The organism is Phytobacter sp. RSE-02 (assembly GCF_040578655.1).
In the GTDB taxonomy this organism is placed as follows: Bacteria; Pseudomonadota; Gammaproteobacteria; order Enterobacterales; family Enterobacteriaceae; genus Phytobacter; species Phytobacter diazotrophicus.
Genome location: NZ_JBEULY010000002.1, coordinates 135001 through 160735 on the forward strand (window position 1 = coordinate 135001; position 25735 = coordinate 160735).

Annotated in this window: 21 protein-coding genes; 8 read left to right on the plus strand and 13 right to left on the minus strand. The window is 55.2% G+C overall.

Annotation, left to right across the window (positions count from 1 at the left end; genetic code table 11):
- The first annotated feature begins 83 nt into the window (after nucleotides 1-83).
- On the plus strand, nucleotides 84-1499 hold the full coding sequence (locus ABU190_RS04320) for an ATP-binding protein (protein WP_354690499.1): 1416 nt from the start codon (nucleotides 84-86) through the stop codon (nucleotides 1497-1499).
- Between the two features lie 3 nt (nucleotides 1500-1502).
- On the plus strand, nucleotides 1503-5525 hold the full coding sequence (locus ABU190_RS04325; protein ID WP_354690500.1) for a DUF4157 domain-containing protein: 4023 nt from the start codon (nucleotides 1503-1505) through the stop codon (nucleotides 5523-5525).
- 46 nt (nucleotides 5526-5571) lie between these two features.
- Here the strand turns inward: ABU190_RS04325 and ABU190_RS04330 are convergent, their stop codons facing one another.
- Together ABU190_RS04330 and ABU190_RS04335 are read right to left on the minus strand one after the other, a co-directional pair.
- A complete protein-coding gene (locus tag ABU190_RS04330) occupies nucleotides 5572-6462 on the minus strand; it encodes a dihydrodipicolinate synthase family protein (RefSeq protein WP_039078975.1) in 891 nt (296 codons plus the stop codon).
- 61 nt (nucleotides 6463-6523) lie between these two features.
- Nucleotides 6524-7402 carry a DMT family transporter gene (locus ABU190_RS04335; RefSeq protein ID WP_354690501.1) on the minus strand — a complete coding sequence of 293 codons (879 nt, stop codon included), beginning with the start codon at nucleotides 7400-7402 and terminating at the stop codon, nucleotides 6524-6526.
- 102 nt (nucleotides 7403-7504) lie between these two features.
- Here ABU190_RS04335 and ABU190_RS04340 point away from each other — a divergent pair, with 102 nt between their 5' ends.
- Nucleotides 7505-8839 (plus strand): PLP-dependent aminotransferase family protein, encoded by a 1335-nt coding sequence (locus tag ABU190_RS04340; RefSeq protein WP_354690502.1) that lies wholly within the window; start codon nucleotides 7505-7507, stop codon nucleotides 8837-8839.
- Between the two features lie 14 nt (nucleotides 8840-8853).
- On the opposite strand, the gene ABU190_RS04345 is transcribed toward ABU190_RS04340, so the two are convergent.
- The 6 genes from ABU190_RS04345 to ABU190_RS04370 all read right to left on the minus strand — a co-directional run bounded on the left by ABU190_RS04345 (nucleotide 8854) and on the right by ABU190_RS04370 (nucleotide 18389).
- Nucleotides 8854-9810, minus strand: coding sequence for a zinc-dependent alcohol dehydrogenase family protein (locus tag ABU190_RS04345; RefSeq protein ID WP_354690503.1), 957 nt, complete (start codon nucleotides 9808-9810; stop codon nucleotides 8854-8856).
- On the minus strand, nucleotides 9807-10769 hold the full coding sequence (gene tehA, locus ABU190_RS04350) for a dicarboxylate transporter/tellurite-resistance protein TehA (RefSeq protein ID WP_354690504.1): 963 nt from the start codon (nucleotides 10767-10769) through the stop codon (nucleotides 9807-9809). The genes ABU190_RS04345 and tehA overlap by 4 nt, the downstream gene beginning before the upstream one ends.
- A gap of 174 nt (nucleotides 10770-10943) precedes the next feature.
- Complete coding sequence (glgX, locus tag ABU190_RS04355; protein ID WP_071194232.1) at nucleotides 10944-13019, minus strand: glycogen debranching protein GlgX; 2076 nt, start codon at nucleotides 13017-13019, stop codon at nucleotides 10944-10946.
- Between the two features lie 46 nt (nucleotides 13020-13065).
- Complete coding sequence (treY, locus tag ABU190_RS04360; protein WP_354690505.1) at nucleotides 13066-15603, minus strand: malto-oligosyltrehalose synthase; 2538 nt, start codon at nucleotides 15601-15603, stop codon at nucleotides 13066-13068.
- Nucleotides 15600-17387 (minus strand): malto-oligosyltrehalose trehalohydrolase, encoded by a 1788-nt coding sequence (gene treZ, locus ABU190_RS04365; RefSeq protein WP_354690506.1) that lies wholly within the window; start codon nucleotides 17385-17387, stop codon nucleotides 15600-15602. Before treZ ends, treY begins: the two co-directional genes overlap by 4 nt.
- 252 nt (nucleotides 17388-17639) lie before the next feature.
- Nucleotides 17640-18389: a GntR family transcriptional regulator gene (locus tag ABU190_RS04370; protein WP_354690507.1), complete on the minus strand. Its 750-nt coding sequence runs from the start codon at nucleotides 18387-18389 to the stop codon at nucleotides 17640-17642.
- A gap of 209 nt (nucleotides 18390-18598) precedes the next feature.
- Between ABU190_RS04370 and ABU190_RS04375 the strand changes: the two genes are divergently transcribed.
- The gene (locus ABU190_RS04375) at nucleotides 18599-19528 is read left to right on the plus strand and encodes a haloacid dehalogenase-like hydrolase (protein WP_354690508.1); all 930 of its coding nucleotides are present in this window, start codon (nucleotides 18599-18601) and stop codon (nucleotides 19526-19528) included.
- 48 nt (nucleotides 19529-19576) lie between these two features.
- On the opposite strand, the gene ABU190_RS04380 is transcribed toward ABU190_RS04375, so the two are convergent.
- On the minus strand, nucleotides 19577-19939 hold the full coding sequence (locus ABU190_RS04380; RefSeq protein ID WP_354690509.1) for an NUDIX hydrolase: 363 nt from the start codon (nucleotides 19937-19939) through the stop codon (nucleotides 19577-19579).
- A 7-nt stretch (nucleotides 19940-19946) separates the two neighbouring features.
- On the minus strand, nucleotides 19947-20531 hold the full coding sequence (locus ABU190_RS04385; RefSeq protein WP_354690510.1) for an NUDIX domain-containing protein: 585 nt from the start codon (nucleotides 20529-20531) through the stop codon (nucleotides 19947-19949).
- 87 nt (nucleotides 20532-20618) lie between these two features.
- Between ABU190_RS04385 and ABU190_RS04390 the strand changes: the two genes are divergently transcribed.
- Nucleotides 20619-21377, plus strand: a complete 759-nt coding sequence (locus ABU190_RS04390) for a DeoR/GlpR family DNA-binding transcription regulator (RefSeq protein WP_354690511.1) — start codon at nucleotides 20619-20621, stop codon at nucleotides 21375-21377.
- Between the two features lie 48 nt (nucleotides 21378-21425).
- On the opposite strand, the gene ABU190_RS04395 is transcribed toward ABU190_RS04390, so the two are convergent.
- A complete protein-coding gene (locus ABU190_RS04395) occupies nucleotides 21426-21977 on the minus strand; it encodes a cytochrome b (RefSeq protein ID WP_354690512.1) in 552 nt (183 codons plus the stop codon).
- Between the two features lie 330 nt (nucleotides 21978-22307).
- Here ABU190_RS04395 and ABU190_RS04400 point away from each other — a divergent pair, with 330 nt between their 5' ends.
- Genes ABU190_RS04400 through ABU190_RS04410 form a run of 3 tightly spaced genes read left to right on the plus strand, consistent with a single transcriptional unit; the run spans nucleotide 22308 to nucleotide 23477 of the window.
- Nucleotides 22308-22610: a metalloregulator ArsR/SmtB family transcription factor gene (locus ABU190_RS04400; protein ID WP_039078988.1), complete on the plus strand. Its 303-nt coding sequence runs from the start codon at nucleotides 22308-22310 to the stop codon at nucleotides 22608-22610.
- Nucleotides 22607-23038, plus strand: a complete 432-nt coding sequence (locus ABU190_RS04405) for a YeeE/YedE family protein (protein WP_354690513.1) — start codon at nucleotides 22607-22609, stop codon at nucleotides 23036-23038. Before ABU190_RS04400 ends, ABU190_RS04405 begins: the two co-directional genes overlap by 4 nt.
- Before the next feature lie 19 nt (nucleotides 23039-23057).
- Nucleotides 23058-23477, plus strand: coding sequence for a YeeE/YedE family protein (locus ABU190_RS04410; RefSeq protein WP_354690514.1), 420 nt, complete (start codon nucleotides 23058-23060; stop codon nucleotides 23475-23477).
- 44 nt (nucleotides 23478-23521) lie between these two features.
- Here ABU190_RS04410 and ABU190_RS04415 read toward each other — a convergent pair whose 3' ends face one another.
- Nucleotides 23522-24292, minus strand: coding sequence for a 3-hydroxybutyrate dehydrogenase (locus tag ABU190_RS04415; RefSeq protein WP_107222726.1), 771 nt, complete (start codon nucleotides 24290-24292; stop codon nucleotides 23522-23524).
- Nucleotides 24293-24302: 10 nt separating this feature from the next.
- Nucleotides 24303-25697 carry a GntP family permease gene (locus tag ABU190_RS04420; protein ID WP_172600656.1) on the minus strand — a complete coding sequence of 465 codons (1395 nt, stop codon included), beginning with the start codon at nucleotides 25695-25697 and terminating at the stop codon, nucleotides 24303-24305.
- Nucleotides 25698-25735 lie beyond the last annotated feature (38 nt).

Here is a 25735-nt window from a genome sequence, read left to right on the forward strand (position 1 = left end):
CTGCCGGGCCGGTCTTAGGATCGCGCCCCGGCCGTGACGCGGCGTCAACGGGCCAGACGACAGATTAACGAGGTACAGAGAACATGACGTCAACCAGGCATCGCGTGATTGCCCCGGAGCACAATATTGCCGCGCTTTATCGTGAAACGGGCTGGCTAGCACAAGTCATTGAACAGGTCATTCGCTGTTATCTGCGCCAGCCAGGGCATGAAAACCACTGGCTGGAAATAGCCCCTCCGGCGCTGGAACGGCACAGCAGCGTCTACGCTGATTTAGTGCTGCACTGGGAGCTGAATGTTTTCGAGCGGCTGGCGCTGGCGCTGACACTGGCACCCGCTATTCGCCCCGACGCGCTGGACCGGCTGTTTGGGCTTAATCAGCATACCGATCGCGGGTTCAGTGAATTTGGCGGGGTGACGGATAAAGCGTTCAGCGGGTTTGTGCCTACCGGGCAGACGCTTAACTTTTTGTTAGCGGGAAACGACCCGGCCTGGCGGCTTGAGACCATGCATATTCTCTCGCCCCGACACCGTTTTATGGCCGAGCAGGTCACGACACTGATGCCTGCCGACCCGGCGTTACCCGCGTGGGCCGGGGTCTATCGCCTGAATGAACCGTGGCTGACATTTCTCATCACCGGCCAGCATCCGCGCCCGGAGATGAGCATGGACTTTCCCGCTCACCCTCTGGAGACGCCGCTACAGTGGAATGAGCTGGTGTTAGATGATCGGGTGATGGCGAAAGTCGACGAGATCCGCGCCTGGCTTACCTACGGCGATATCCTGATGCAAGACTGGCAACTGGATCGGAAAGTGAAACCGGGCTATCGCGCGCTCTTCTATGGCCCACCAGGGACCGGGAAAACGCTCACTGCCGCATTGCTGGCAAAGGTGAGTGAACGCGAGGTCTACCGGGTGGATTTGGCGATGGTGGTCTCAAAGTACATTGGCGAAACGGAGAAAAACCTCTCCCGTGTCTTTGACGCCGCGAGCTATAAAGACTGGATCCTCTTTTTTGATGAGGCAGACGCCCTGTTCGGCAAGCGTACCGCCACGCAATCCTCAAACGACCGCCATGCCAACCAGCTAACAGGTTATCTGTTGCAGCGCATCGAAGATTTCCCCGGCACGGTGATTCTGGCCACCAACCTTAAAGCCAATATGGATGAGGCCTTTACCCGCCGCTTCCAGAACATGGTCGAGTTTACCTTACCCGGCCCTGATGAACGTTTACTGCTCTGGCAGCAGGCGTTTGAGGAGGTGTGTGAATTAGGCGATGACATTGATTTGGTGCAAATTGCCGATGATTTTGAACTCTCCGGGGGGCAAATCATCAACGTCTTGCGCCAGTGCGCGCTACAGGCCATCAGCCATGACCAGCGTGTGGTGTACCGCGATGAATTGATCGGCGGTATTCGTCAGGAGTTTCATAAAGAGAACAAAACGATGCGTTTTTCGTCTTCTGGCGCATCGCCGTTTTCGCCGCCGCAAGAGCCCTAAACCATGGCAAAGTACACGCAACGTCGCGCAGACGCCTCGGGAAAGCCGCACCAGCAGGCGGCACAACATCCGGTGCGCCCCGCGTTACAGGATAATCGTTCATCGGCAAAAACGGGCATTCCCGGCAAATTAAAAACCGGCATGGAGGGGGTATCCGGCATGTCGCTGGACCATGTACGGGTGCATTACAACTCGGGCAAACCCGAGCAGTATGGCGCCCACGCCTATGCGCAGGGGAGCGATGTTCACCTGGCGCCGGGTCAGGAACACCATCTACCCCATGAACTGGGGCATGTTGTGCAGCAGGCGCAAGGACGGGTGAGTGCGACACGCCAGATGAAGGGCGAGGCGCTAAATGATGATCCAGGGCTGGAGGCCGAGGCAACACAACTGGGTAAACAGGCACAGGCCTCCGGCAGCGTCCGTCATCTCGCTGACAACCGGACGCCTGCGGGCTCCGGCGCGATACAGCGTTATGCATGGCAGGGCGAGAACGCCGTGATGCAGCGTAGCGTGGTGTCCGATTTTACGTGGTCGCTTCTGAATTCACAGTTCAAAACGCTTGGGCTTAATGGTCTGTTGACGCTTGCCGATACGGGAACACTCTATCTATTGACCCGTCTTGAAACCTTTACCCAAATTGTGGGCAAAGTGACGACCTTCGCCAATGCGTTGACTATCGCTATCAATATCTGGGATGCCATTCCCGCGCCCGTCAAAACCGGGATTTTGTTTCTCACCGGGAAAGTGGCGACCTATTTACCGAACGAGACGATAGTGAATTACAGCCACACGCTACTGGTCGCCGCCGATGGCGACGGAGCCGTGGGGCGATTGCGTACGGTACTGGACTATCTGCAAATGATTATTCAGGCAGTTAAAAACCCGGTCACCAGCGTTTTTAACTTAGGGAAACATATTTATTCCACGTGGTGGGGCGGCGAAAAGACAGAATCCACCCACGAAGACAAAAAAGCCGCCACCCCAGAGGAGCGCAAGAAAGATCTCGCCAGTATCGATTTGCATATCATCTGGCTGAAAGTGGGCTCGATTGGCCTGAAAAACACCCAGAAAAAAGAAGAGGATAAAGACGAACAAAAAGGCGGTTTGCATGCCACCTTCGCGCTGGGATATCGCCTGTTTGATTACCAGGGCAGCTATGGTGAGGACGGTAAGCTGACATTAATTTTGCCCTGGGAAGGCGGCGCGATTTTACAAGCCAGAGAACCGATATCACTGATTAATGAGATTGTATTTGGCGGTGATTTTTTTGTTGTACGTCAATTGCATATGACGTCGCTGAGCGTCAGTAATGAGGGTCTGGATGAACTGGCCTTTTCGTTGCAGGAATTTTCTCTTGGTAACGGTACCGTATCCGCAACGAACGTTACGGCGGAATATAAAAAAGCGCAGGGGGCGATTTTCGAGGCGCAAAAAGCCGGGCTTAAGATTTATGACTGGGAAGCGGATGCGCATCTTAAACTGAATCTGGCCGCCGATGGGACGTTTGAACAGGGGAGTATGACAAATTTTAAAGAGAGCGCAGGCCTGGTCACAATAGAAAAGGCGCAGTTGAGTAACAACGATGGCTTTATGCTGGAGAATGCCCGGCTCAATCTCGAAAAACTTACTCAACTGGATATTAAAGCAACAATCGCGCAGTTGCAGATCAAGGAAGGATTGGTAAAAGGCAGCGGAGATATTACGGGGCAAAATATTCGTCTGCTGGGTGAAAAGATCATACTTGAACACATAAAAGGCGAAGCCACAGCAGAGCCCGGTCATTGGTCTGCTAGTGTTGATGCGACGTTAAAAATGCTCTTCTCTGAGGTTAATGCACAGGGAAGCGCGAAAATAAGTTATGACAGCAAAGAGAAAATAACGCATATCGAAATTTATGATGGGCAGATTACGGCCAATTATGACGCGTTTAGCTTTGCCGCGACTGATTTAGGTTATAGCCACGATCAGAAACTTTTTTCGATGAAATCAGCAAAACTGCTTATTAAATCCATTGGTGTTGAAGGCAGCGTTAGCAATGTCACCATTGACGAAAATGGAATTAGCTTTGCCACCGCTATTGTGAAAGGACCGGATAAGATCACGTTATTCGACGGGTTTACGCTGGATCAATTGCAACTACTGATTAAGCAAAACGGTGAATCCATGACGCTTTCCAGTAATGCAACGCTCGAGCGGGCAAAAGTCAAAGGGAAAGCGAAACAGTTAGAAATTGGTTTTGATGCTGACGGATTTAAAGGATCGCTCGCATCGGCTGATGTCTCGACGTCGCTATTTGGTCTGGATATTCAGAATGGGCAGGTCGATAAAGACGGGTTTTCCGTGGAGAGCGCAACACTTAAGCTACTACCTGCCAGCGAGAACAGTAATGGCAAGGAAATGACCGATTTTGTTCCCGATTTTAATAGTGGATTGATGGATTTTCTTCCCTTCGGCTCCGTGGCTTTCAAAGTGGAAGGGGTTAACCTGAATAAAACAGGCTTAACCATCAGATCATTCAAACCGAAGCTGGATGAGATACGGTTTTCCGCATTTGGGGCTAGCGCCCGGCTAAATCTTGAACAGATGTTTGGTGAGATTGGCTATAAAAAATCACTTTCGCTACAGGAGCTCGCGGTCGGTTTGCCGCTGCATGTTTCCATGATATTCCCCGTATTCCCTGGCCTTGAGGTTTATGGCTCCCTGGGCGCAGATGCGAATCTGGACATTGATATTCTGCTCAATGCCAAAGGTCAGGAGGGGGTCTGGTCGGTAGGCGATCATGCGAAATTTAGCGGTGCTATTTTGCTGCGCGCCGAGCTGGGGGCGAATATCGGCTCACAGGTTATCGCCGCGCTGAGTGCCGGTTTCTTTGCACAAGGGAAGGCCATGTTACACAGTAACGCGGGTTTGCAGGGAGCCGCGAAATTTAATCGCAAAAAACGGACATTCGATGCCATTAAACCGTTAATTATTGACTACAGTTTTAAGCCGGAAGCCGTTGCCTCTATCGGCGTGGTTATTAAAGCCAAAGCACTTTATTTCATTAACAAAACCCTGTTTGAATATACGGCTGCCGAGTGGCGGATGGGGAATTACGAGTTGACCGGAAAAATTGGCGACAATAACGATAAGATGGTCCCTGAGACACCGGAACATCTGGGTATTGAAGACAATAAACTCAATTCGCCAGACTATCGGGAAATCAAAGGTGAAGAGGAGCAATCCTTATTAAAAAGCAACCGCACAATAGGCGGTAGCGGCGATATCCGCAAAGCAATGCTCAATCGTGAAAGAGAAGAGGTGGAACTGCTATTAAAAGCATTAAAACAAGAGAGTATTGTTGCCGCCAAAAAGCGTGCAGCCATCAAAGAAAAATATATCAAGTTAATGAGCCGGAAAGTTATCTATTTCAATACCCTTCACGAAGGCATGAACAGTACAGATGTCAATCAACGGCTGTTGGAATTTAATGAAAAATTTGGCCTTGAATTATTAAAAGAGCAATATGAAGCCCTAGTATATAAAGAAGAACAATTGACAAAAGATATTCAAATTAATATCGGTAAAATGGAAAAACTGGCAAAGATAAATCCCGCTATCCTGGAAGAGAATGGACTGGCATTTCCACTGGCCAAAGTGGAAGAAAGTAAAAATCAGGCCCAAAAACTGCATTTTCCTGATACACAGGCGCTTGAACAATCACTTGAGATGGCCAGTGAGACGCTGGAGGCGGCAATTGAGCAAGACAATATCGTGATGGCAGGTCTTGCCGGGGTAATGAGCCCTGCTGACTTTATATCCTATTCAACCACCAGTGGATTATTTGGTAAGACCGTCCGTAAAAATATCCAAAGTGTCGATAACGCGCTTGCAGCCTTCCATAACGATAAATCCGAAGCGAACCTGAAATTACTGGCACAGGCTATCAAAAACTATCTGACAACCAACCCGGAAAGTGGCAGGGGGCCGGTGGTGAAAGTATTACAAGAACAGGTACGAGCGGCGCTTAAGACGTTCCATTAACACCATAAACGGGCAGACCGACGCGCAGGCCTGCCCGTAGAAAACGCTACACCAGGCCGGTGGACTTGAGGACCGCGTGCAGGTGCTCTTTGTCTTCGCCTGCCAGTGGGCGCAGAGGAAAAGGCAGACAGGAAGGGCCGACCACGCCCATGATTTCCGCCGCCGCCGCCATCACTCGCAGGCTGCGGTGAATACGAAACAGTTGCCATAGCGGTTCTAGCTGGTCGGACAGTTCGCCTGCAAGCCGATGATTCCCCGCCCGCGCGGCGCGGGTGAGGGCCAGGCTTACCTGTGGGAAAAGCCCGCCAATCACCGAATACCAGACATCACACCCGGCCGCGAAGCCAGTTGCGGCCTGCCAGTCGCCGCTGATCCCAATGGTGACGGACGCAGGAATGCGTGCGCGTAAATCGTCAAGGCGCTCTTTGCCTTTCGTGGGATCGGTAGAGACCGCAGAAAGCTTGATTGAAGAGACGGCGGGAAGCGCGGCAATCTCAACGAGTAAGTCATCCGTAAAGGCAAAACCGGTGGTCGCCGGGTTATCGTAGAGACACAGCGGCACAGAAAGGTGGCGGGTGACGGTTTCGTAGAGTGTATAAACCTCTTCCGCATTAAGCTGTTGATAGGAGACCGGGGCCATCATAACGGCCTTCACCCCGGCGCGCTGTGCGTCTTCGGCAATCGCCAGCACATCGTCCAGGCGGATCGCGCCGATGCTCACCAGCACCGGAATCCCTTCGGCGTGCTGCACGGCCAGCTCTGCCACGCGGCGACGCTCATCGCGCGTGAGGTAGGCATAGCTGCCTGTCGAACCTACTGCGCCGATGGAGTCCACGCCCGCTGCGACAAGGTTAGTAATCAGATGAACAAACGCGGCTTCATCCACGTTGTTGTTGGTAATAGGGGTGAGTGGAAAGGCACTCAGACCTCTTAGCATACTGCTCCTCCTGCCGTGAAAAAGGCACTTATACCAGGGCATAAGTGCTCAGATAAACCGGTTAACGTGCAAACCTGCGTGATCCTGCCACGCAAACAATGACCCCCATAGTGACCAGGATCATCATGACGCTGACGGACTCTTGTAAAAACGTCGCTGCCAGCGCCAGTGCAAAAAAGGGTTGCAGGAGCTGTAGCTGCCCGACTGCGGCGATGCCCCCTTGCGCCAGCCCTTTATACCAGAACACAAAACCAATCAGCATGCTGAACAATGAGACATAACCCAATGAAAACCATGCGGGTTCGCTGATCCCTGAAAAGCTGGCCGGGCGGGTTAACACGGCAACGGTTAACATTAACGGCAGCGCAATGATGAGCGCCCAACTGATCACCTGCCAGCCGCCGAGTACCCGCGTTAAGCGGGCACCTTCAGCATAGCCCAGGCCGCAGACAACCACCGCCGCCAGCATCAGTAAATCGCCCACCGCCGAAACGGCAATGTCCTGACTTAACGCAAACCCGGTCACCAGTAAACTGCCCAGACCTGAAAAAATCCAGAAGGCCGGACGTGGCCTTTCACCGCCGCGCAGGACACCGAAAATGGCGGTAGCGAGCGGCAGCAGACCGAGGAACACGATGGAGTGCGCCGAGGTTACATGTTGCAGGGCAAAGGCGGTAAGCAGAGGAAAGCCAACCACCACGCCAAGTGCGACCACCATCAGAGAGAGAACCTGGGCGCCGTTCGGGCGTTTTCCCCGCAGGGTGATGACCAGAAGTAAGGCCAGCAGACCGGCGATAGAGGCGCGGGCAACGGTGAGAAACAGGGGATCGAAATCCAGTACCGCGGCGCGGGTGGCCGGAAGCGAACCGCTAAAAATGATCATACCGACAAAGCCATTTATCCAGCCGCTCAGGGGCGGGTTGTCTTGCTTCTCTTGCACAGTGCACCTCAATGTAGCGTTATTATTATCTGAACCTGTTTGACAGTACTGAGCATACGGCCGAGAATTCATGACAATCAAATTATTGTCATGGATACAATCGTGAAAGCACGCTACAATAGCCTCGTTGACGAGTTTGCCAGGGCCATCACATCCGGTGAACTGGTAGCCGGAACACGGTTACCGACCCACCGCGTTTTGTCGGCGCAGCACCATATTTCGCTGGTCACGGCGACCCGCGTCTATGCGGAACTGGAGGCAATGGGGCTGGTCAGCGGTGAGACGGGGCGCGGGACGTTCGTCAGAGAGATCATGCTGCCGCGCGGACAGGGTATCGATCGTCATGCCATCGCCTCCGATGTGATTGATCTGAGCTTTAACTACCCGGCGCTGCCCGAACAGGCGGAGTTACTGAGAACCGCGCTGCGCCAGCTTTCGGTCAGCGGTGATATTGAATCGCTGCTGCGCTATCAGCCGCACGGGGGGAAAACCAGCGAACGTAGCGTGTTTGCTGATTATCTGGCGCAGTTCGGGGTAAAGACGGCTCCTGAGAATCTGATGATTGTCAACGGGACGCAGCACGGGCTGGCGGTCGCGGTGATGGGGTTGCTTAAACCCGGCGATGTGGTCGCGGTTGACGCGCTGACCTACCCCGGCTTTAAGGTGCTGGCCGAACAGTTTCATCTGGAACTGGTGGCGGTACCGGCCTGCGGGGAGGCGATGGATCCTGAGGCATTGCGTAAGCTGTGCAAAAAGCGTCGGGTGAAAGCCATTTACACCATGCCCACGCTGCATAATCCTCTGGGGTGGGTGGCAAATGATGCGTTTCGCCGAGAAATAGCCGCTATCGCCTGCGAACACGATCTGCTGATTATCGAAGATGCCACCTATGTCTGGCTGGTGGATAGCCCGCCGCTGCCCATCCACCACTACGCGCCTGAAAGAACCCTCTATCTGGCCGGTTTTTCGAAAAACGTGGCCTCCGGGCTGCGCGTGGGGATGGTGGTCGCGCCCGCGGATAAAAAGCAGGGTATTGAACGTGCCATAAGGGCAACCACATGGAATACGCCCGCCCTGATGACGGCGATTGTCTGCGGTTGGGTACTGGATGGCACAGTGGCGCGGCTGGAGCAGTTAAAAAGGGAGGATGCCCGCTACCGGCAGGCCGTGGCGCGCGAGTATCTGGCGCCGCTGCACTGCGTAAGCCATCCGTCTTCTTATTTTGTCTGGCTACCGTTACAGGAAGAGGTGCGCGCGGATCGTGTGGTCAGCGCGTTACTTAAAGAGAACATTTCACTGACCACCGCAGAACCGTTCAGTACTTCCATTCACACACCGCACGCGCTGCGCATGGCTATTGGCTCGGTGGATATCGATACCCTGAAAAGTGCTGCCCGCAAAGTCAGAGAAACCATTGAGTATTTCAACGCCCGGTAGCCTCTTACGTCACGCTACGCCTTAGCGGAAAAAGCGAGCAGGGGTTTGCGCATCCTGCCCGGCGTTTTATACAACGCGATGGCCTCTTGCCAGTGAGCCAGCGGAAAGAGGCTGGCCTCATTGATCCGGCTTTGGCGCAGTAACGTCCAGAGTTCAGCAAACAGCGCCTGCCACTGCGCCGCTGAGACAGCATCCAGAACGTTGCGAATATGGAACCACTGGGTCGGTGGATGGTGGGGAAGAACGCGATAAGGCTGGCCGGAAAGCAGGCCATAGCTGACAAACAGCGCCGTTTTGCGCATGGATGAGAGCAGTAAGTCGGCAAGTTTTCCGCCGGTGGCGTCATACACAATATCTGTCGTTTGCGCCAGGGTCTCGATTTCCGCGGTGCGCGTCTCCTCAAGCGGGCGAATGCCGCATTCAGCCAGCTTTTGCCGATGAACGGGCGAGCGATGAACGCCCGTGACGCTCAGCGCACCACGCTTGAGCGCCCACTGGCCGAGCAGCGCGGCGCAATCCGACCCGGCGGCGGTAATCAGCACATGTTTTCCCGCTGGCGGGTAGAGATTAAGCATTAACAGTGCGGCAAGCGGGTTGATGTACGCCCTGGCCGCCAGCGTATCGCTGATATCGTCCGGTACCGGCACGGTAAAGGCTGCCGGGCAGTCAACCAGGCGTTGCCAGGTGCCCTGTCCGCGCAGCGGCAACACCCGTTTTCCCAGCAGATGGGCGGCTTGCGGTGGTGCCTGAATAACGGTGCCCACACCTTCATAACCGGCAATGGCGGGCAGGGTGATCCGGTGGCGATATGCGCCGGTGATGGGGATCAGGTCGGAGGCATTGACCGGGGAAAGCGCCATTGCGACCCGCACCCTGTCAGCCGTCAGTTCCTCTGTCTTTACCCTTTGCAGTGACAGCACCGCTTCTGGCGCCCCAAAGGTGCGATAGATAAGGGCGGTGTTATCACTCATGGGTGTGGTTCGCGGATGATCAATTTGCCGCGTACCAGCAGCATAAAGGTTTTCACCATCAGTAGCCCAATCACCAGATTACAGGCGAAAAACAGCGGGAAGGCGATCCAGTGCAGTGCGCCGTCGGGAGAACCGTGCCCCAGTTTCAGGGTCGTGGTCGCCAGCGATGCCACGCCGAACGAGAAGCTCCAGAAAGAGGGATTAAACGGCTGCGCGCTGTACCAGGGGATGAGGCGAATCATATACAGCGTTTGCAGCAGACCATAACCAAAGAGCAGTTTGGCAAAGACATCCGCCTGACCGCCGTTCAGCATCAGCCAGGCACTACAGGCAACGAACGCCGGGGCCATCTGAATGCCGAGCGAGGTGCGAACCGCAGGCGACATCTCTTCCAGATTACGCATGCGACTCAGAATGGCCGGTTCGAGACTCAGCCAGGAGAAAACGCCGGCGCCTAAAAAGAGCAGGCCGACATCGGTAAAGCCCAGCGCGCTACAGGCCATGGCGCTGATAAAATTGTTCGCCACGCCAGGCAGGTACAGCCCCGGCGTGGTGGCCTCTTTCGGGTGCGTGCCGCGCCATAATCCGGCGGTTTGCCAGGCGGAATAGGTTAACTGGGCGGTAACGGCAACCAGAAACAGGATCAGGGCAAGCGTATAAGACCAGGGGGTCAGGCCAATGGCGACCAGCATACTGGTGGCAGGCGCAAGGCTGACAAAACTGCTTTTCAGCGGATGGCCGATCTCCTCACGCAGGGTACCTGTATGGCGTATCAGACGGGTGATGAACGCAAACATCAACAGCGCCCAGATAAGAATAGCGAGAATGACCAGCACATCGGCAGGCAAGGTGGTGACAGGCCAGATAGTGGCGGCAAATCGCCAGGAGAAACCCAGGCCGATAATGCCCAGTACCATGCCAAAATAACCGGCGGGAAGGTTAATGCGCGTTTTGTTCATCTGTTTTTGCTTGTATGGTCGTGCGAAGCTGGAAGTGTATAGCGTTGCAGGCAGGGCGTAAACGGCAGCAGGAAGCAGGCGGGCTAAAAGTGAGCAGGCGCGCGGCCTGCTCAGGGGAACGGCTTTTAACGTGACGGTGTCACGTGTTTTTACCCTAAACGAAGGTGCGTATCGCTATGGACGCCTGAACAGGACGATAGAGCGGCCCTCCAGTTCAAAATCCATCTCTTTGGTGATAACCAGCCCACGTTTGGCGTTTTCTGCGGTGGAAATCTCCAGCACCCAGCCACCTTCGCCAAACTGCGGAATACGAAACGGCACATTACCTTCAAACGGGTTAATGAGCATCAGAACATCGTGCCAGATACCTTTTTCCGTTTGCAGGTCCGGGCGACCGATATAGACACCGAGCGTCGAGCCCTCATCCCACTGTTCCGGCTGCTGGAAACCGCCCCCGGCGTTAAACCACTCGATCACCATGCCATCGCGCCAGTTTTCACGGCGCAGAAGCGGCTGGTCGGCGCGAAGTTTGATGACGTGGCGGGTAAACTCATGCAGTGTTCTGGCCGTTTCCGGCAGGTTATCCCAGTGCACCCACGAGATTTCACTGTCCTGACAGTAGCCGTTATTGTTCCCTAACTGGCTGCGGCCAAACTCGTCGCCCGCAAGCAGCATGGGCGTGCCGTGTGAGAAGAACAGTGTGGCAAGGAAGTTACGTTTCTGCCGCTCGCGCACGGCGTTAATGCCTTCATCCTCTGTTGGACCTTCCGCGCCATAGTTGCAGGAGCGGTTATCGTTGTGGCCGTCTTTATTGTCTTCGCCGTTGGCTTCGTTGTGCTTGTCGTTGTATGACACCAGATCGTTAAGTGTGAAGCCGTCATGGGCGGTAATAAAGTTAACGCTGGCCCACGGGCGACGTCCGCGCAGATCGTACAGGTCGCCGGAGCCCAGCAGGCGGGCGGCGAAATCGCTGGAGACATTATCGCCATGCCAGTATTCACGCACCGTGTCGCGATATTTATCATTCCACTCGGCCCAGCCTGGCGGGAACCCACCTACCTGATAGCCGCCCGGACCGATATCCCAGGGTTCGCCAATCAATTTCAGTCGTGACAGCAAAGGGTCCTGCATCATGGCGTCAAAAAAGCCGCCGCGCTGGTCGAAGCCTTCCGGTTCACGTCCCAGAATGGTCCCCAGGTCAAAGCGAAAGCCGTCGATATGCATCGACTCTGCCCAGTAACGCAGCGAATCCATCACCATTTGTAGCACCCGTGGATGCGAGGTGTTCACCGTATTACCCGTACCGGTATCGTTAATGTAATAGCGATGCTGCTCAGGCAAGGTACGGTAGTAGGAGAAATTATCGATCCCCTTAAACGAGAGCGTCGGGCCCAGTTCGTTGCCTTCCGCCGTGTGGTTATAGACCACATCGAGGATCACTTCGATACCGGCATCATGAAAGGCGCGGACCATATCGCGCACGCCCTGAATGCCTTTCGGACCGTAATAACGCGAAGCCGGGGCAAAGAAGCCCAGGGTGTTATAGCCCCAGAAATTTTTCAGCCCCTTGTCCAGAAGGTGCTGATCATCCGGAAACCAGTGGATAGGCAGCAGTTCAACCGAGGTAATGCCGAGATTTTTGATGTAATCCACCGTCGCCTTGTGGCCCATGCCTTCAAAGGTGCCGCGCAGCTCCTGCGGCAAGGCGGAGTTGAGCTGGGTAAAGCCCTTCACGTGCGTTTCATAGATAACCGCACTGGACCAGGGAATGACCGGGCGATGTTGGTCCTGCCAGTCAAATTCATTCGGGTCGATCACCCGGCATTTGGGCATATAGGGGCCGCTGTCGCGGGTATCAAACGTCAGATCTTTATCTTCATGTAACAGGTCGTAGGCAAAGTGCGATTCATTCCACTCCACATTGCCAACCAGTTCGCGGGCGTACGGGTCAACCAGCAGTTTATGCGGGTTAAAACGGTGACCATTTTCCGGGTCGTAAGGCCCGTGGACGCGAAACCCATACAGTGCGCCGGGTTTCAGCCCGGGAACGTAGCCGTGCCAGATTTCATGGGTGTACTCCGGCAGATCGAGCCTTGCAATCTCCTGTTTGCCATCGGGAGCATAGAGACACAGCTCAACGCGCTGCGCGTGGGCGGAAAAGAGCGCGAAGTTGACGCCCTCACCATCGTAATTAGCGCCGAGCTGGTGATAATTTCCTGCCGTAATGGTAAATGACTTTCCGTCTGACATTTTTTCCTTCTCCCGCGAATTAAGATTTTGTCATAAATACAAAAGGTTAAAATGAACTATACAAAACACGTACGGGCAGACTGCCATCACCTGACGCCAGGTTAACGCCGTCGTTCAGGTCTTCTTCTTTTCCGGTAAACAGATCCCGATAGCGCCGTCCTGCAAGCGCATCCGGCAGCGTGACCGATGTCTCCAACCCTGGCGGGTAGAGCCGGTCTGGGTGAGCGGCCAGCGAATCGAAGACCAGGCGCGGGACAATAACAACCAGCGCCTCCTTGCCAGTGGTACGGGCAAAGGCGATAACATTTTTCGCCTGTGACCCTGACGCTGAAAGCGGCAGATAGTCACCCGTGCGAAACAGCCGCGGTTTTTGCTGGCGGAAACGGGCAAGGAGTGCGATGGCCTGCTGTTTCGTCCTGCCGCTAAACCAGGCGTCTTTGTCGGTAGTGAGCGGCTTTTCCTCATCGTCAAGCGCGCTGGCCAGCGCAAAGAAATCCGGTTCGCGGCGATTATCGGGATCCACAAGGCTAAAGTTGAAGGCCTCGCTCCCCTGATAAATATCCGGTACACCGGGCGCAGTAAGCTTAATTATTGCCTGGGTCAGGCTGTTCACCAGTCCGGTGCGAATAAAAGGTTGCAGGGAGCGGTGGAAATCGACCAGAAACGGCTGGTTTTCCGCCGAGAGCAGATGAGTGACATAGCCGAGCACCGCCTGTTCGTAGGCGTCATTGGTGTCACCCCAGCTTGTACGCAGTTTCTCCTCGCGCAGCGCTTTTTCCACATAGGGGAGAAAGCGGGCTTCGAGGGCTTTGAGGCCTTTATGATCGTCCGGGCGTAATGTAACGGGCCAGGCGCCGGCCAGCGCCTGATAGATCATCCATTTGCTGCCGGAGCGCGGGGCGGCGCCGTCATCTATCAGCACCACTTTGGACTTGTTCATTTCGCGCCAACGAACAACGCACTGCGCCCAGTGTTCGGGCGCTTCGGTGAGGGTATAGAGCCGGGCGCGGGTATCCTCACCCCGTTTGGTGTCATGGGTGGAGGTGGTCGACAGGGCATCCGGCTGTCGCTCGCGGCGGGTTTGCATTGCCTCATGGAACGCGGCCAGCGCGTACGGTCGCGGTAGCGGTTCAGAGCCCACTTCATTGAGCGCCAGCGCCATGTGCTGACGGAAAAAGAGGGTATCTTCCACCGATTTCGCCATCAGAGGCCCGGTCAGTTGCTGAAAGCGGGTGCGGAAGGTGAGCACATTATGAGCGGTGCTCTCCTTCACCTCGCCAACAAGAATCCGTTGCAGGAAATCCAGCGCCTCAGGATCCGGCAGGGTACCGAGCGCTCTCACCGAGTCGGCCACCTTTTGCAGCAGAGCATGGTCCGCCGGGGGCAGCCCACTGTCGGTGCCGTAGGTACGGTAGACGGGGAAGGCGACCAGCAATTCGCGCAGGGCCGTACTGAGGGCGGTTTCATCGAGCGCGACACCTTCCGCCGTGGCAATCTCCAGGCTGAGCCTGAGCAGGGTGTTGAATTCCCCTTCAAAATTGCGCCCCGACATCAGCAGCTTCGCGGCCCGCAGTTCGTTTGCCATATCAACCGTTCTGCCCAGCACCGCTTCGTAGGTCTGGCTCAGGGTCTCCATATTGTCGCCATCGACCAGTGCGTCGGATAACGCGGCGATAAATTCATAACCGGTGGTCCCGGAGATGGGCCAGTCCTGGGGTAGCTGTTCGCCTTCACCCAGGATCTTCTCCACGGTGATATAGCAGTCCGGCCCGGCCTGTTGGCGCAAATGGTCAAGGTAGCCTTTCGGGTCTGCCAGTCCGTCAATATGGTCGACCCGCAGCCCGTCAACAACGCCGCTATGCACCAGTTCGAGGATCAGCCGGTGGGTGTCATCAAAGACGGTTTTATCTTCAACGCGTACCCCCACCAGACCGGTTATCTCGAAAAAGCGGCGGTAGGAGAGCGAATGGGGCGCGTCACGCCAGCAGGTGAGTCGCCAGGGTTGCCGCTCATGCAACGCGCTGATGGCTGATTTATCCGTCAGGTTCAATATCGCGGCGGGGTCGTCCTGCCAGCTTTCCGGCGTCAATGGGTAAAAACTGTCGTAATAGGCAAAGGCGGGATGTCCGGTTTCCGGGTCCGGCTGCACGCGGATCTCATCACGCGCCAGCACATTTTCAAAGGTATCGCCCAGAAAAGGCAGTGTCAGCGGGCGCGTCCAGTCGATATCAAAATGGTGGGCGTAACGGCTCTGTGGACCGTGTTCGATAACATCGCGCCACCAGCGGTTTTCCAGCGATGCCGCCATATGGTTTGGCACAATGTCGAGGATCAGACCCAGCCCGGCCTCTTTGAGCGCGTTGACCATGCGGTCAAACCCCTTGCGCCCGCCAATGGCCGGATCGATTTCATTGGCGTCTGTTACGTCATAACCGTGGGTGGACCCTGTGGTGGCGGTAAAAACCGGCGAGGCATACAGGTGGCTCATGCCGAGGCGTTTAAGATAGGGCACCAGTGCCGCAGCGCGATCAAAGGTCATGCCGTTACGAAACTGAATACGGTAGGTTGCCGTTGGAATGGTCATTGCGCATCTCCTGACGCGAGGCGAACCACAATCGAGTGTGGAGGCAGTTCGGTTGTCATAGCGGGGCGGGCAAACAGCGTTTTGCCAGGAAGCTCGGGAGCGGGTCGGGCCTGTTCGCCGAGATTGAGCGCCATCGATAACGTGCCGCCAGGGAACGTCCAGCGTACGGCGAGATAGCCGGGCGCGGTATCCACGACCGTACCGTTATGTCCCGTCGCGTGGGCGAGTAACGGCACAATGTACTGCTGACGCAGCAACAGCAGTTCACGGGTTAAAGACAACCATGCTTTACCTTCCGCGCTTTGCTGCGCCTGCCAGTTGAGTTTCGACATCGTGAAGGTGCGTTCGTCATTGGGATCGGGGACATCGACACCGTCATAGCCGGAGTGGCCGGCAAACTCGTTTGCGCGGCCTTCGCGTACAGCGCGAGCGAGATCGCCATGGAAATCGGTAAAGAACAGGAAAGGCCGCGTCTCGCCATACTCTTCACCCATAAAGATCAGCGGAATGTGCGGTGAGAGCAGCAGGGCAGCAAGCAGACACTGGCTGCGTTCCGGCCCGGCGAGGCTAATCAGCCGTTCACCTAAAGCGCGGTTACCCACCTGATCGTGGTTCTGGATAAAATCGACAAAGGCGGTGAGTGGCTGGTTTCGGCTGTCCACACCGCGCGGTTCGCCGCTGTGCGGGGAGACTTCACCCTGATAGGCAAACCCTTCGGCGAGCGCCCTGGCAACCCATTGTTTAGGGGTGTTTGCGAAATCCTGGTAATACGCGTGGGTTTCGCCCGTCGCCAGCACATGCACCGCATTGTGGAGGTCGTCGTTCCATTCACCGGTAAAAAGCGGGACGGAACCGTCTTCCTCGCGCGGGTGCAGGTCGGTGATGTTACGGCTGTCTTCTGTTGTGAGATGAACGGGACGGTCGGTTACCTGTTGACGAATGCGCTGCGCGATCTCAGTGAGAATGTGTTTTTCGGATTTATCCTTAATCTGATCGATGGCATCGAAGCGCAATCCATCAAGGCGAAACTCGGTCAACCAGTAGAGCGGCGCTTCCGCGATATAGCGACGGGCCGCATCCACATCATAAGCAATCCCCGCCCCCCAGGGGGTGGAACGGGAGGTATCGAAGAAGTCGGGTGACAGCAAGGAGAGATAATTGCCTTCCGGGCCAAAGTGGTTGAGCACAATATCAAGCACCACAGAAAGCCCAAGACCGTGGGCGGCGTCGACAAAAGCGCGGAAATCGTCCGGCGTGCCGTAAGCGGAATGCGGTGCGTAGAGCAGTACGCCATCGTAGCCCCATCCCCGGTTGCCGCCAAATTGCGACAAGGGCATCACTTCAATTTGGGTAATTCCCAGTTCGGCAAGATAAGGCAGTTTCCTGATGGCTGCCTGGAGGGTGCCTTCCGGGGTAAATGTGCCGATATGTAGTTCGTATACAACGGTTTCTTCCCACGGACGCCCCTGCCACTGCGGGTGCTGCCAGCGGTACTGCGTGGGGTCAATGACCAGCGACGGACCATTGACATCCGCTTTCTGTGCGCGAGAGGCCGGGTCGGGAATCGTCATACCATCGTTAAGAACATATTGATATTCCGTGCCGGGCGCGACGTTTTCAACGGTAAGTTCAAACCAGCCCTCGTCGCACGGACGCATCTCCAGGTCTTTACCTGCAAGCCGTAGGGTGATGCCGGGTTGACCGGATGCCCAGAGACGAAACCGGACGGTACCGTTCCCAAGCCATTCGGCACCCCAGCTTTTATGAAATGATGTTGACTCCATTCAGTTACCTCGTTTAATGCAAAAGCGATCAATGGCCGAAAAGTGCCTTAAGAACGCGACACCTCAATGCATACGAAGGTGATCATAGACGATAATGGGAAAAGTGATGTGACAGTGTCACTTATGAAATGTGCAGAATGGGCGCAATTCTGGCGGGTGATGGGCGAGCGTGTCTCATTGTTTAAGCGATACGCCAGGGCGTTCGTCATTTGCCGGAATTAACCGGTTAAGGCGATTTTTTATCGCGCAAAATCATGCGTTTTCATTGTAATCTGCCCTGCGGAGTTCGAGGGTGAAGTCGTGGTAATCGCTAAGGCACCAGGTACAGGTATGTTCCACGGGAATATCGTTATGGCTGTAACCTGTACGGGTGATCAATAAAAGGGGGGTTTTTTGTTGAACGCCAAGATAATGTGCCAGCCTGTCATCAGCCGCGACGGCGGCAAAACGCTGATTCGCGCGAAGTACCGGCATACCTTTTTGTTCCAGGTAGCGGTAAAGCGATTCAGGCAGATCGGTTATTTTTTCCAGCAACTGGGCAGGTAACAGCGCCGTTTGCACGGAGATGGCAATGCCATTGATTTTGCGTACTCGGGTCAGCTCAACCACTTCGTTCTGCCCTGGGCTTACTTGCAGGATCTGACGCTCCAGCGATGAAGCAACCCGACGCTGATAGCCAACCAACTCGCTTTGTGCCTGACCTCCGCTGGCATCGACCATCTCGCTAAAGCTTTCCAACAAGGGGAGTGACTGGCGCAGGTGCGGGGCGACAAAAGTGCCCGCACCTTGCTGGCGAATAAGGATCCCCTCATCAAACAACTGCTGGAATGCCTTTCGTACCGTACCCCGTGCTATCGCCAGCGTTTCCCCGAGCTCACGTTCCGAAGGTATGCCATCACCCGGTTGTAGCTCTCCTTTTGCAATGGCTGTTTTGATGACATTGATCAATTGAATATACAGCGGTAAGCCGTCTGATGGATTGAGGGAAAAGACAATGGGCATTGCATCTCCAGAATGAATTTCTGCATCAATCTTTAGTGTACCAATCCTTAATAATATTGCGCCACTTGTCATCATGGTTACGTGTAATCAATGCCGATAAAAACGTGAAATTGATCGCGAAATAGACATTTCAGGCTGGTTTTTGAACGCATGATTTATTTAAGGTGGTTAAGTGGTACATAAATGGTACACAAGAAAAAGGTGGAGATATGACAACCAAACGTTTACTGGACTGCAGTGCTTCTGACCTGGTACAGATGGACAAAGCGGCGTTGCTGTATGCGATTCGTGCCAGTGAAGGGCGCGTGTTGATCAGTGAAACGATCGCGATCACGCAGCCGCTGCTTAACAACGTGACCAATGCAGAGCTTGCGGCGTCACAGGGGGCGGATATTCTGCTTATCAATATGTTTGATAGCGAACATCCACAGATTCAGGGCATGCCTGCGGATACCCAACCGGAAGAGGTGTTACATCGTTTAGCGCATCTGACCGGGCGAATCATTGGCGTAAATCTGGAGGCGGTCGACCCCAACTTTGCCCGCAATCATGATGACATCTGGAAAATGAATCCGGGACGCGCGGCGACGGCGGATAATGCACGTAAGCTGGTGGAGATGGGGGCTAAAATCCTTGTACTTACCGGGAACCCCAATAATGGCGTGAGCAATAAGGCGCTTGGGCTGGCGCTTAAAGAAATACGCGATACGATTGGCGACAGTGCAGTGTTGATTACCGGTAAAATGCATGGTGCCGGTGTGGTACGGGAAAGTGGAAGCGCCATTATTAACGAAGACGATGTAAGCTGGTTTGCTGAGCAAGGCGCGGATATTGTGTTGATCCCGGCCCCCGGTACTGTGCCAGGCATAAGTCAGGAAAAGGTCGCCGCGCTTATTGACTGCGCACATGCTAAAGGCGTCCTGGCGATGACGGCTATCGGAACGTCACAGGAAGGGGCCGATATCAACACCATTCGCCAGATTGCCTTGATGAGTAAAATGGCGGGGGCCGATCTGCATCATATTGGCGATACGGGCTATATGGGGATGGCGCTGCCGGAAAATATTCTGGCCTATAGCGTGGCCATTCGCGGTGTCAGACATACGTATACGCGTATTGCACGTTCGGTAAATCGCTAAAAGCGCATGAGCCGCTATCCGCGCTGAGGCGGATAGCGGTTTTGTTGATTAAACGGCAGGAATGCTCTCTAGCGACGGGTAAATTGTCAGGCCGTGTTGTCTGGCGATCTCGATATCCATATCTGCCCCCCGCGATTCTCCGGCAATGCGATACAGGGCGTCACAGCGGGTTATCAACCGATGCGCGACCGGATAGAGCATCGCCTCGCAGATTTCATCACCGTGCGATGTGGAACCCGCTGCTTTTGCCAGTGGCAAGGCCAGCCATTCACCAATCACCGGAATATGGCCGCGTTGCCAGACCGCCAGCGCGGCCTCTTCAAGTCTGGCAAGGTTCTGCGCGATTAAGTCAGCCTTGCCCTGCGTCCCACTGCGATAAGGGCCAGCGATAAGAATGATTTGTCGGTTCATGATGCCCTCACAGTATTTTTTTTAGCGCGACATGGTAGAGCAACATGATGGTCTTACCGTCGCAGATAAGGCCGTTGTCAATGGCCGCAAGGGCGTCATCCAGTGTCAGTTCCATGACTTCAATGTCTTCGCCTTCGGCTTCAATACCCCCGCCCTGGCTTATCTTGTCGCCCGATTGGTATTCCGCGGTGTAAAAGAACAGTTTTTCAGTGACAGAACCGGGGCTCATAAAGGCTTCGAAGACCTTTTGTACATTCGCCACGCGATAGCCGGTCTCTTCTTCGGCCTCTGCTTTAATGCGGTTTTCCGGATCCATGTTATCGAGCAGGCCAGCGGCGGCTTCAATCAGGTAACCGTCATGTCCGTTGATAAAGACCGGAAAGCGAAACTGACGGGTCAGGATAACCGTCCGTTTCTGGCGGTTATACAGCAGGATCGTTGCGCCGTTGCCGCGGTCATACACTTCACGATTTTGTCGTTGCCACTCTCCGTCGCGGCGGCGCAGGTCAAAGGTATATTTGGTGAGCGTATACCAGTCGTCGGACAGGATTTTGCTGTCCTCAATGCGTACTTCTGCACGTTTTGATTGCACAATACCACCTCCATACGTAGAGTAGGCATCATAAACAGCAATTTCGTGCATGATCAAGATCAATCGTGCAAAAACAGGAATAGCCTTATGCTTACCAGCCAACGCAAGCGTCTTATCCTCGAACAACTCGCCCGTGAAGGACAGGTGCTGTCGAAAGCGCTCAGCACGCAATTTGCGGTATCGGAAGACACCATTCGCCGTGACCTGCGTGAACTGGCGGCGGAGGGGGAGTTACAGCGCGTCCACGGCGGGGCGCTCCCCGCATCGGGAGCGACAGCCACCTTCGCCGAGCGCAAATCCCTGCGCCTGGATTCGAAAAAGCGGGTGGCACAGAAGGGGGCTGAACTGATCCTGCCAGGTCAGGTAGTGATTATTGATGGCGGGACGACGACGGCGGAGCTGATCACCTTCTTGCCGCCGGATTTGCATATCACCGTCGTAACCCATAGCCCGAGCATTGCCCTCGCGCTGGTGGAACATCCGTGCATCGATGTCATTCTGATTGGCGGAAAGCTCTTTAAACATTCGGTTGTCACTACCGGAACTGCCGCTATTGAAGGGATTTCCGCCATCCATGCGGATCTGTTTTTTATGGGGGTAACGGGAATACATGCCGAGGCGGGGCTGACCACCGGCGATTACGAAGAAGCCAGCATCAAACGGGCATTCTCCCGCCGTGCGGCAGAGACCATCGTGCTGGCATCCGCAGAAAAAATAAATGCAGCCTCTTCTTATGTCATCGGTGAGTTAGCGATGGTGAATACGATGGTGGTGGAAGAAGAGGCCGATGCCGGGCTAATCGCCGCGCTTGAAAAGGCCGGTGTCGTGGTGGTGAAGGCAGACTGAAACGGGGCTTATCACCCTTCAGAAAGTGATGAGCCCTGTTAGCCGATACTATTTCCGGTTAGCGCGTGGGTGCATAAAAGGCAGCATCCTCTCAAGGGTGTTATCGCGAACAATGTAGTGATGAAACAGCGCGGCGGCGGCATGCAGGCCCACCAGGAAATATCCGGCGTTAGCGATCAATTCATGGACCGATTTCAGGCTGTGCTGAAGCTCCGGGTTTTTCGCCGCGGCGATGGGCATTTGCAGGCCCAAAAATGACCATTCCACCTGCCCGACATAGAGTGAAAGCACACCGAGCAGCGGCAAACTTAAAAACATCAGATAAAGCAAACCGTGTACGGCTTTGGCGGAGATGGTCTGCCAGCGCGGCGGCTGCGGAATAATGTCCGGATCATGATGGGTGAGTTTCAGACCAACACGCACCACCATTAATATCAGCACGCTTACCCCCGCCGTGTAATGTGTGAGAACCAGCAACGCGTGCGGCGCGCTGCCCCTGGTGGTAAAGCCTTTTAATTCCATTGCCGCGTAGGCGATAACAATCATCAATAACACCAGCCAGTGCATGATGCGCTGGCTGCGAGCAAATGTATTTTTCACCGGAATGTCCCTCATAGATAACGGTGAAGCAGATATAAATAAACAACCTTAAGCCGACATTAATGGCACCGTCTCATAACAGTCTGAATGCTTATTATCCTGCTGTTTTTAATCTGTTTTATTAAATTTTCGACCTGCTTTTTTATCTGTAACAAAGCCCGACAATGGGGAGAATTGTGTATTTCATGGATTGTTGAGGCAGCAGTGAGGGTGTTTCTGCTGGCACAAAATGCTATTGAACAATATGTAATTTAATAATATATTAAAAAGTATATTGTATGCGGTTGTGGATAAAGGAAATTACCCGTGAAGACACCCGATAAACACCACATGTACGCCGCTGCCGCCAAAGCGGCAGGGGTGCTGAAATCGATGGCCAATGAAGACCGCCTGCTGTTGCTGTGCCATCTCAGCCAGGGCGAAGCGTCCGTGGGCGAGATAGAACAGGCGCTGGGCATTACGCAGCCGACACTCTCACAACAACTGGGGGTGCTGCGTCGCCAGCAACTGGTGGAAACCCGGCGCGAAGGAAAACAGATCTTCTACCGGGTCGCGGCACCGGACGTGCTGACATTGCTCAACACCCTTTACACACTCTATTGCCCGACACCGGAAAACGAGGAGGGGGAATGATGATTGACTGGACACATTTCACGCCACTGGAAAGCGCCATCGGTGGAGTGGTGATTGGTGCGGCGGCATCAATGCTGATTCTGTTTTGCGGACGGGTCGCCGGGATCAGCGGCATTCTCGGCGGCGTGCTGTCGCGGGCAAATAACGACAAGGGCTGGCGAATAGCGTTTCTGCTCGGCCTGGTGCTTTCCCCGGTGCTCTGGCGTCTGGTGGCGCCGCTACCCGCGGTTAGCATCACGGCGTCCTGGCCGATGCTGGTCGTGGCCGGTCTTCTTGTCGGGGTGGGAACACGTTACGGTTCCGGATGTACCAGCGGCCACGGTGTGTGCGGCCTGTCGCGTCTGTCGGTGCGTTCACTGGTCGCCACGCTGACCTTTATGGCCGCCGCGTTTATTACCGCGTGGCTGGTCGGTTTCTGGCGTGGCTGAGCGTAAAAGGAGTGCTCTGATGAACAAAGTTTTTGCCTTATTGTCGGGTCTGCTGTTTGGTTTCGGGCTGATTATCGGCGGTATGGCCAATCCGGCAAAAGTCATTGGTTTTCTGGATATCACCCGCGTGTGGGATCCCTCGCTGGCCTTTGTGATGGGCGGGGCCATTAGCGTTGGCTTCTTTGCCTTTCGCGCGGCGGCCAGACGCAAACGGCCATTGTGTGGCGATAAGATGCATCTGCCCACCTCCAGTCACATTGATAAACGTCTGGTGGGTGGGTCGCTGTTATTTGGCATTGGCTGGGGGCTGGCGGGTATCTGCCCTGGCCCTGGACTGGTGCTGCTGGGGGCCGGTTTCACTCAGGGGGTAATCTTCGTGCTGGCCATGCTTGCCGGGATGCTGCTTTTTCAGGGGATTGAAGGGTACCGGCATCGTTAGTCACAGGCTCGTCCCGCGCATCAGCGGGGACGAGCCTTTTGCGATTACTGAGCGACCCAACCGCCGTCCATATTCCATGCCGCGCCGCGAACCTGGGACGCGGCGTCGCTGCATAAAAAGAGGGCCAGCGCGCCCAGTTGTTCCGGGGTGACAAACTCACCGGAGGGCTGTTTTTCCCCAAGCAGTGAGTCGCGAGCCACGTCGGGGGCGATCCCGGAGGCAATGCGCTGATCAATCTGCTGTTGTACGAGTGGTGTCAGCACCCAGCCGGGGCACAGGGCATTGCAGGTGATGTTGGTCTGGGCGTTTTCCAGGGCGATCACTTTCGTCAGGCCGACCACCGCGTGCTTGGCGGCAACATAGGCGGATTTCTCTTTTGAGGCCACCAGGCCATGCACCGAGGCAATATTGATAATGCGCCCCCAGTTGCGCTCTTTCATTCCCGGTAGCGCCAGGCGGCTGGTGTGAAAGACTGACGACAGGTTGATCGCCAGGATAGCGTTCCACTTTTCGACCGGGAACTGTTCGACAGGAGCGACATGCTGGATCCCGGCGTTATTGACCAGAATATCCACGCCGCCATACTCCCTTTCCGCATACTGCATCATGGCTTCAATTTGCGCCGGGTCGCTAAGATCCGCGTCGTGATAACCGGGCCTTGCCCCATAGCGAGCGACTTTCTCTTTGGCGCGATCTACCTCGCCAAAACCGTTGAGTATCAGCTCTGCGCCCGCTTCTGCCAGCGCGCAGGCGATCCCCAGACCAATGCCGCTGGTGGAGCCCGTTACCAGCGCGACTTTACCGTTCAGATGCATCTTGTTCTCCTTAAACAATACCGGTCATGTAGAACACGCCGATCACAAACAGGACCGCCAGACTTTTAATCAGGGTGATGGCGAAAATGCCGCCATACGCCTGTCGGTGCGATAAACCCGTAATGGCGAGCAGGGTGATAACCGCGCCATTATGCGGAAGGGTATCCATACCGCCGCTGGCCATTGATGCCACGCGGTGCAACACCTCCAGTGGAATGTGGGCCGCATGAGCGGCGGCAACGAACGTATCGGCCATGGCCGCCAGCGCGATACTCATCCCCCCGGACGCGGAGCCGGTGATCCCGGCCAGCACCGTGACGCTGATGGCTTCGTTCAACAGCGGATTGGGGATCGCCGCCAGTCCTTTGGACAACACCAGAAAGCCTGGCAGAGCGGCGATGACTGCGCCAAATCCATATTCAGATGCGGTGTTCATTGCCGCCAGAATGGCGCCACCCACGGCCGTTTTGCTGCCTTCTGCCAGCCGTCCGCGAATATTGCGAAAGCCGCAGATCACCACCATCAAAATGCCTGCGCACAGGGCCGCTTCCACCGCCCAGATAGCGTTAATTTTACCCACCTCGGTGACAATAGGTTTCGCCAGACCGGGGAGCGTCAGTTCATGCGTGGCGCCATACCAGACCGGGATCCAGCGGGTAAACAGCAAATTGAAAACGCCCACCAGAATCAACGGCGCAATGGCGATAATCGGGTTAGGCAGGTTGATGTTATCCGGCGTTTCCGGCTCATTTTGTAAGTCGGTGCCGTAACCTTCATTATTGGCCTGCGCTTTGCGCCGCTGACGTTCGAGATAAAAAAGACCGACCACAATAATAAATAGCGAGCCGATCAAACCAAGCCAGGGAGCTGCCCATGCGTTGGTGCCGAAGAAACTGGTTGGAATGATGTTCTGAATCTGCGGTGTACCGGGCAGGGCATCCATTGTGAAGCTGAATGCGCCGAGTGCGATGGTGGCGGGGATAAGCCGTTTCGGAATACCGCTCTGGCGGAACAGTTCAGCCGCAAACGGATAAACCGCAAACGCCACTACAAACAGGGAGACCCCGCCATAGGTCAGGAGCGCACATACCAGCACAATCACCGGGATGGCATGGCGACGGCCTAATAACTGGATTGCTGCGGCGACAATCGAACGGGAAAAACCCGAAAGCTCGATCAGCTTGCCAAACACCGCGCCGAGTAAAAAGACCGGGAAGTAGAGTTTAACGAACCCGACCATCTTCTCCATAAACAGGCCGGTAAAGGCCGGGCCAACCGCGCCGGGATCGGTCAGAAGCACGGCGCCTAACGCGGCAATCGGGGCGAACAAAATGACGCTGTAGCCGCGATAAGCCGCGACCATCAGCAAGGCCAGTGCAGCCAGGGCAATTATTACGCTCATCATGACTCCTGAATCTTGTTTTTGTAGGGGACAGAACCGGT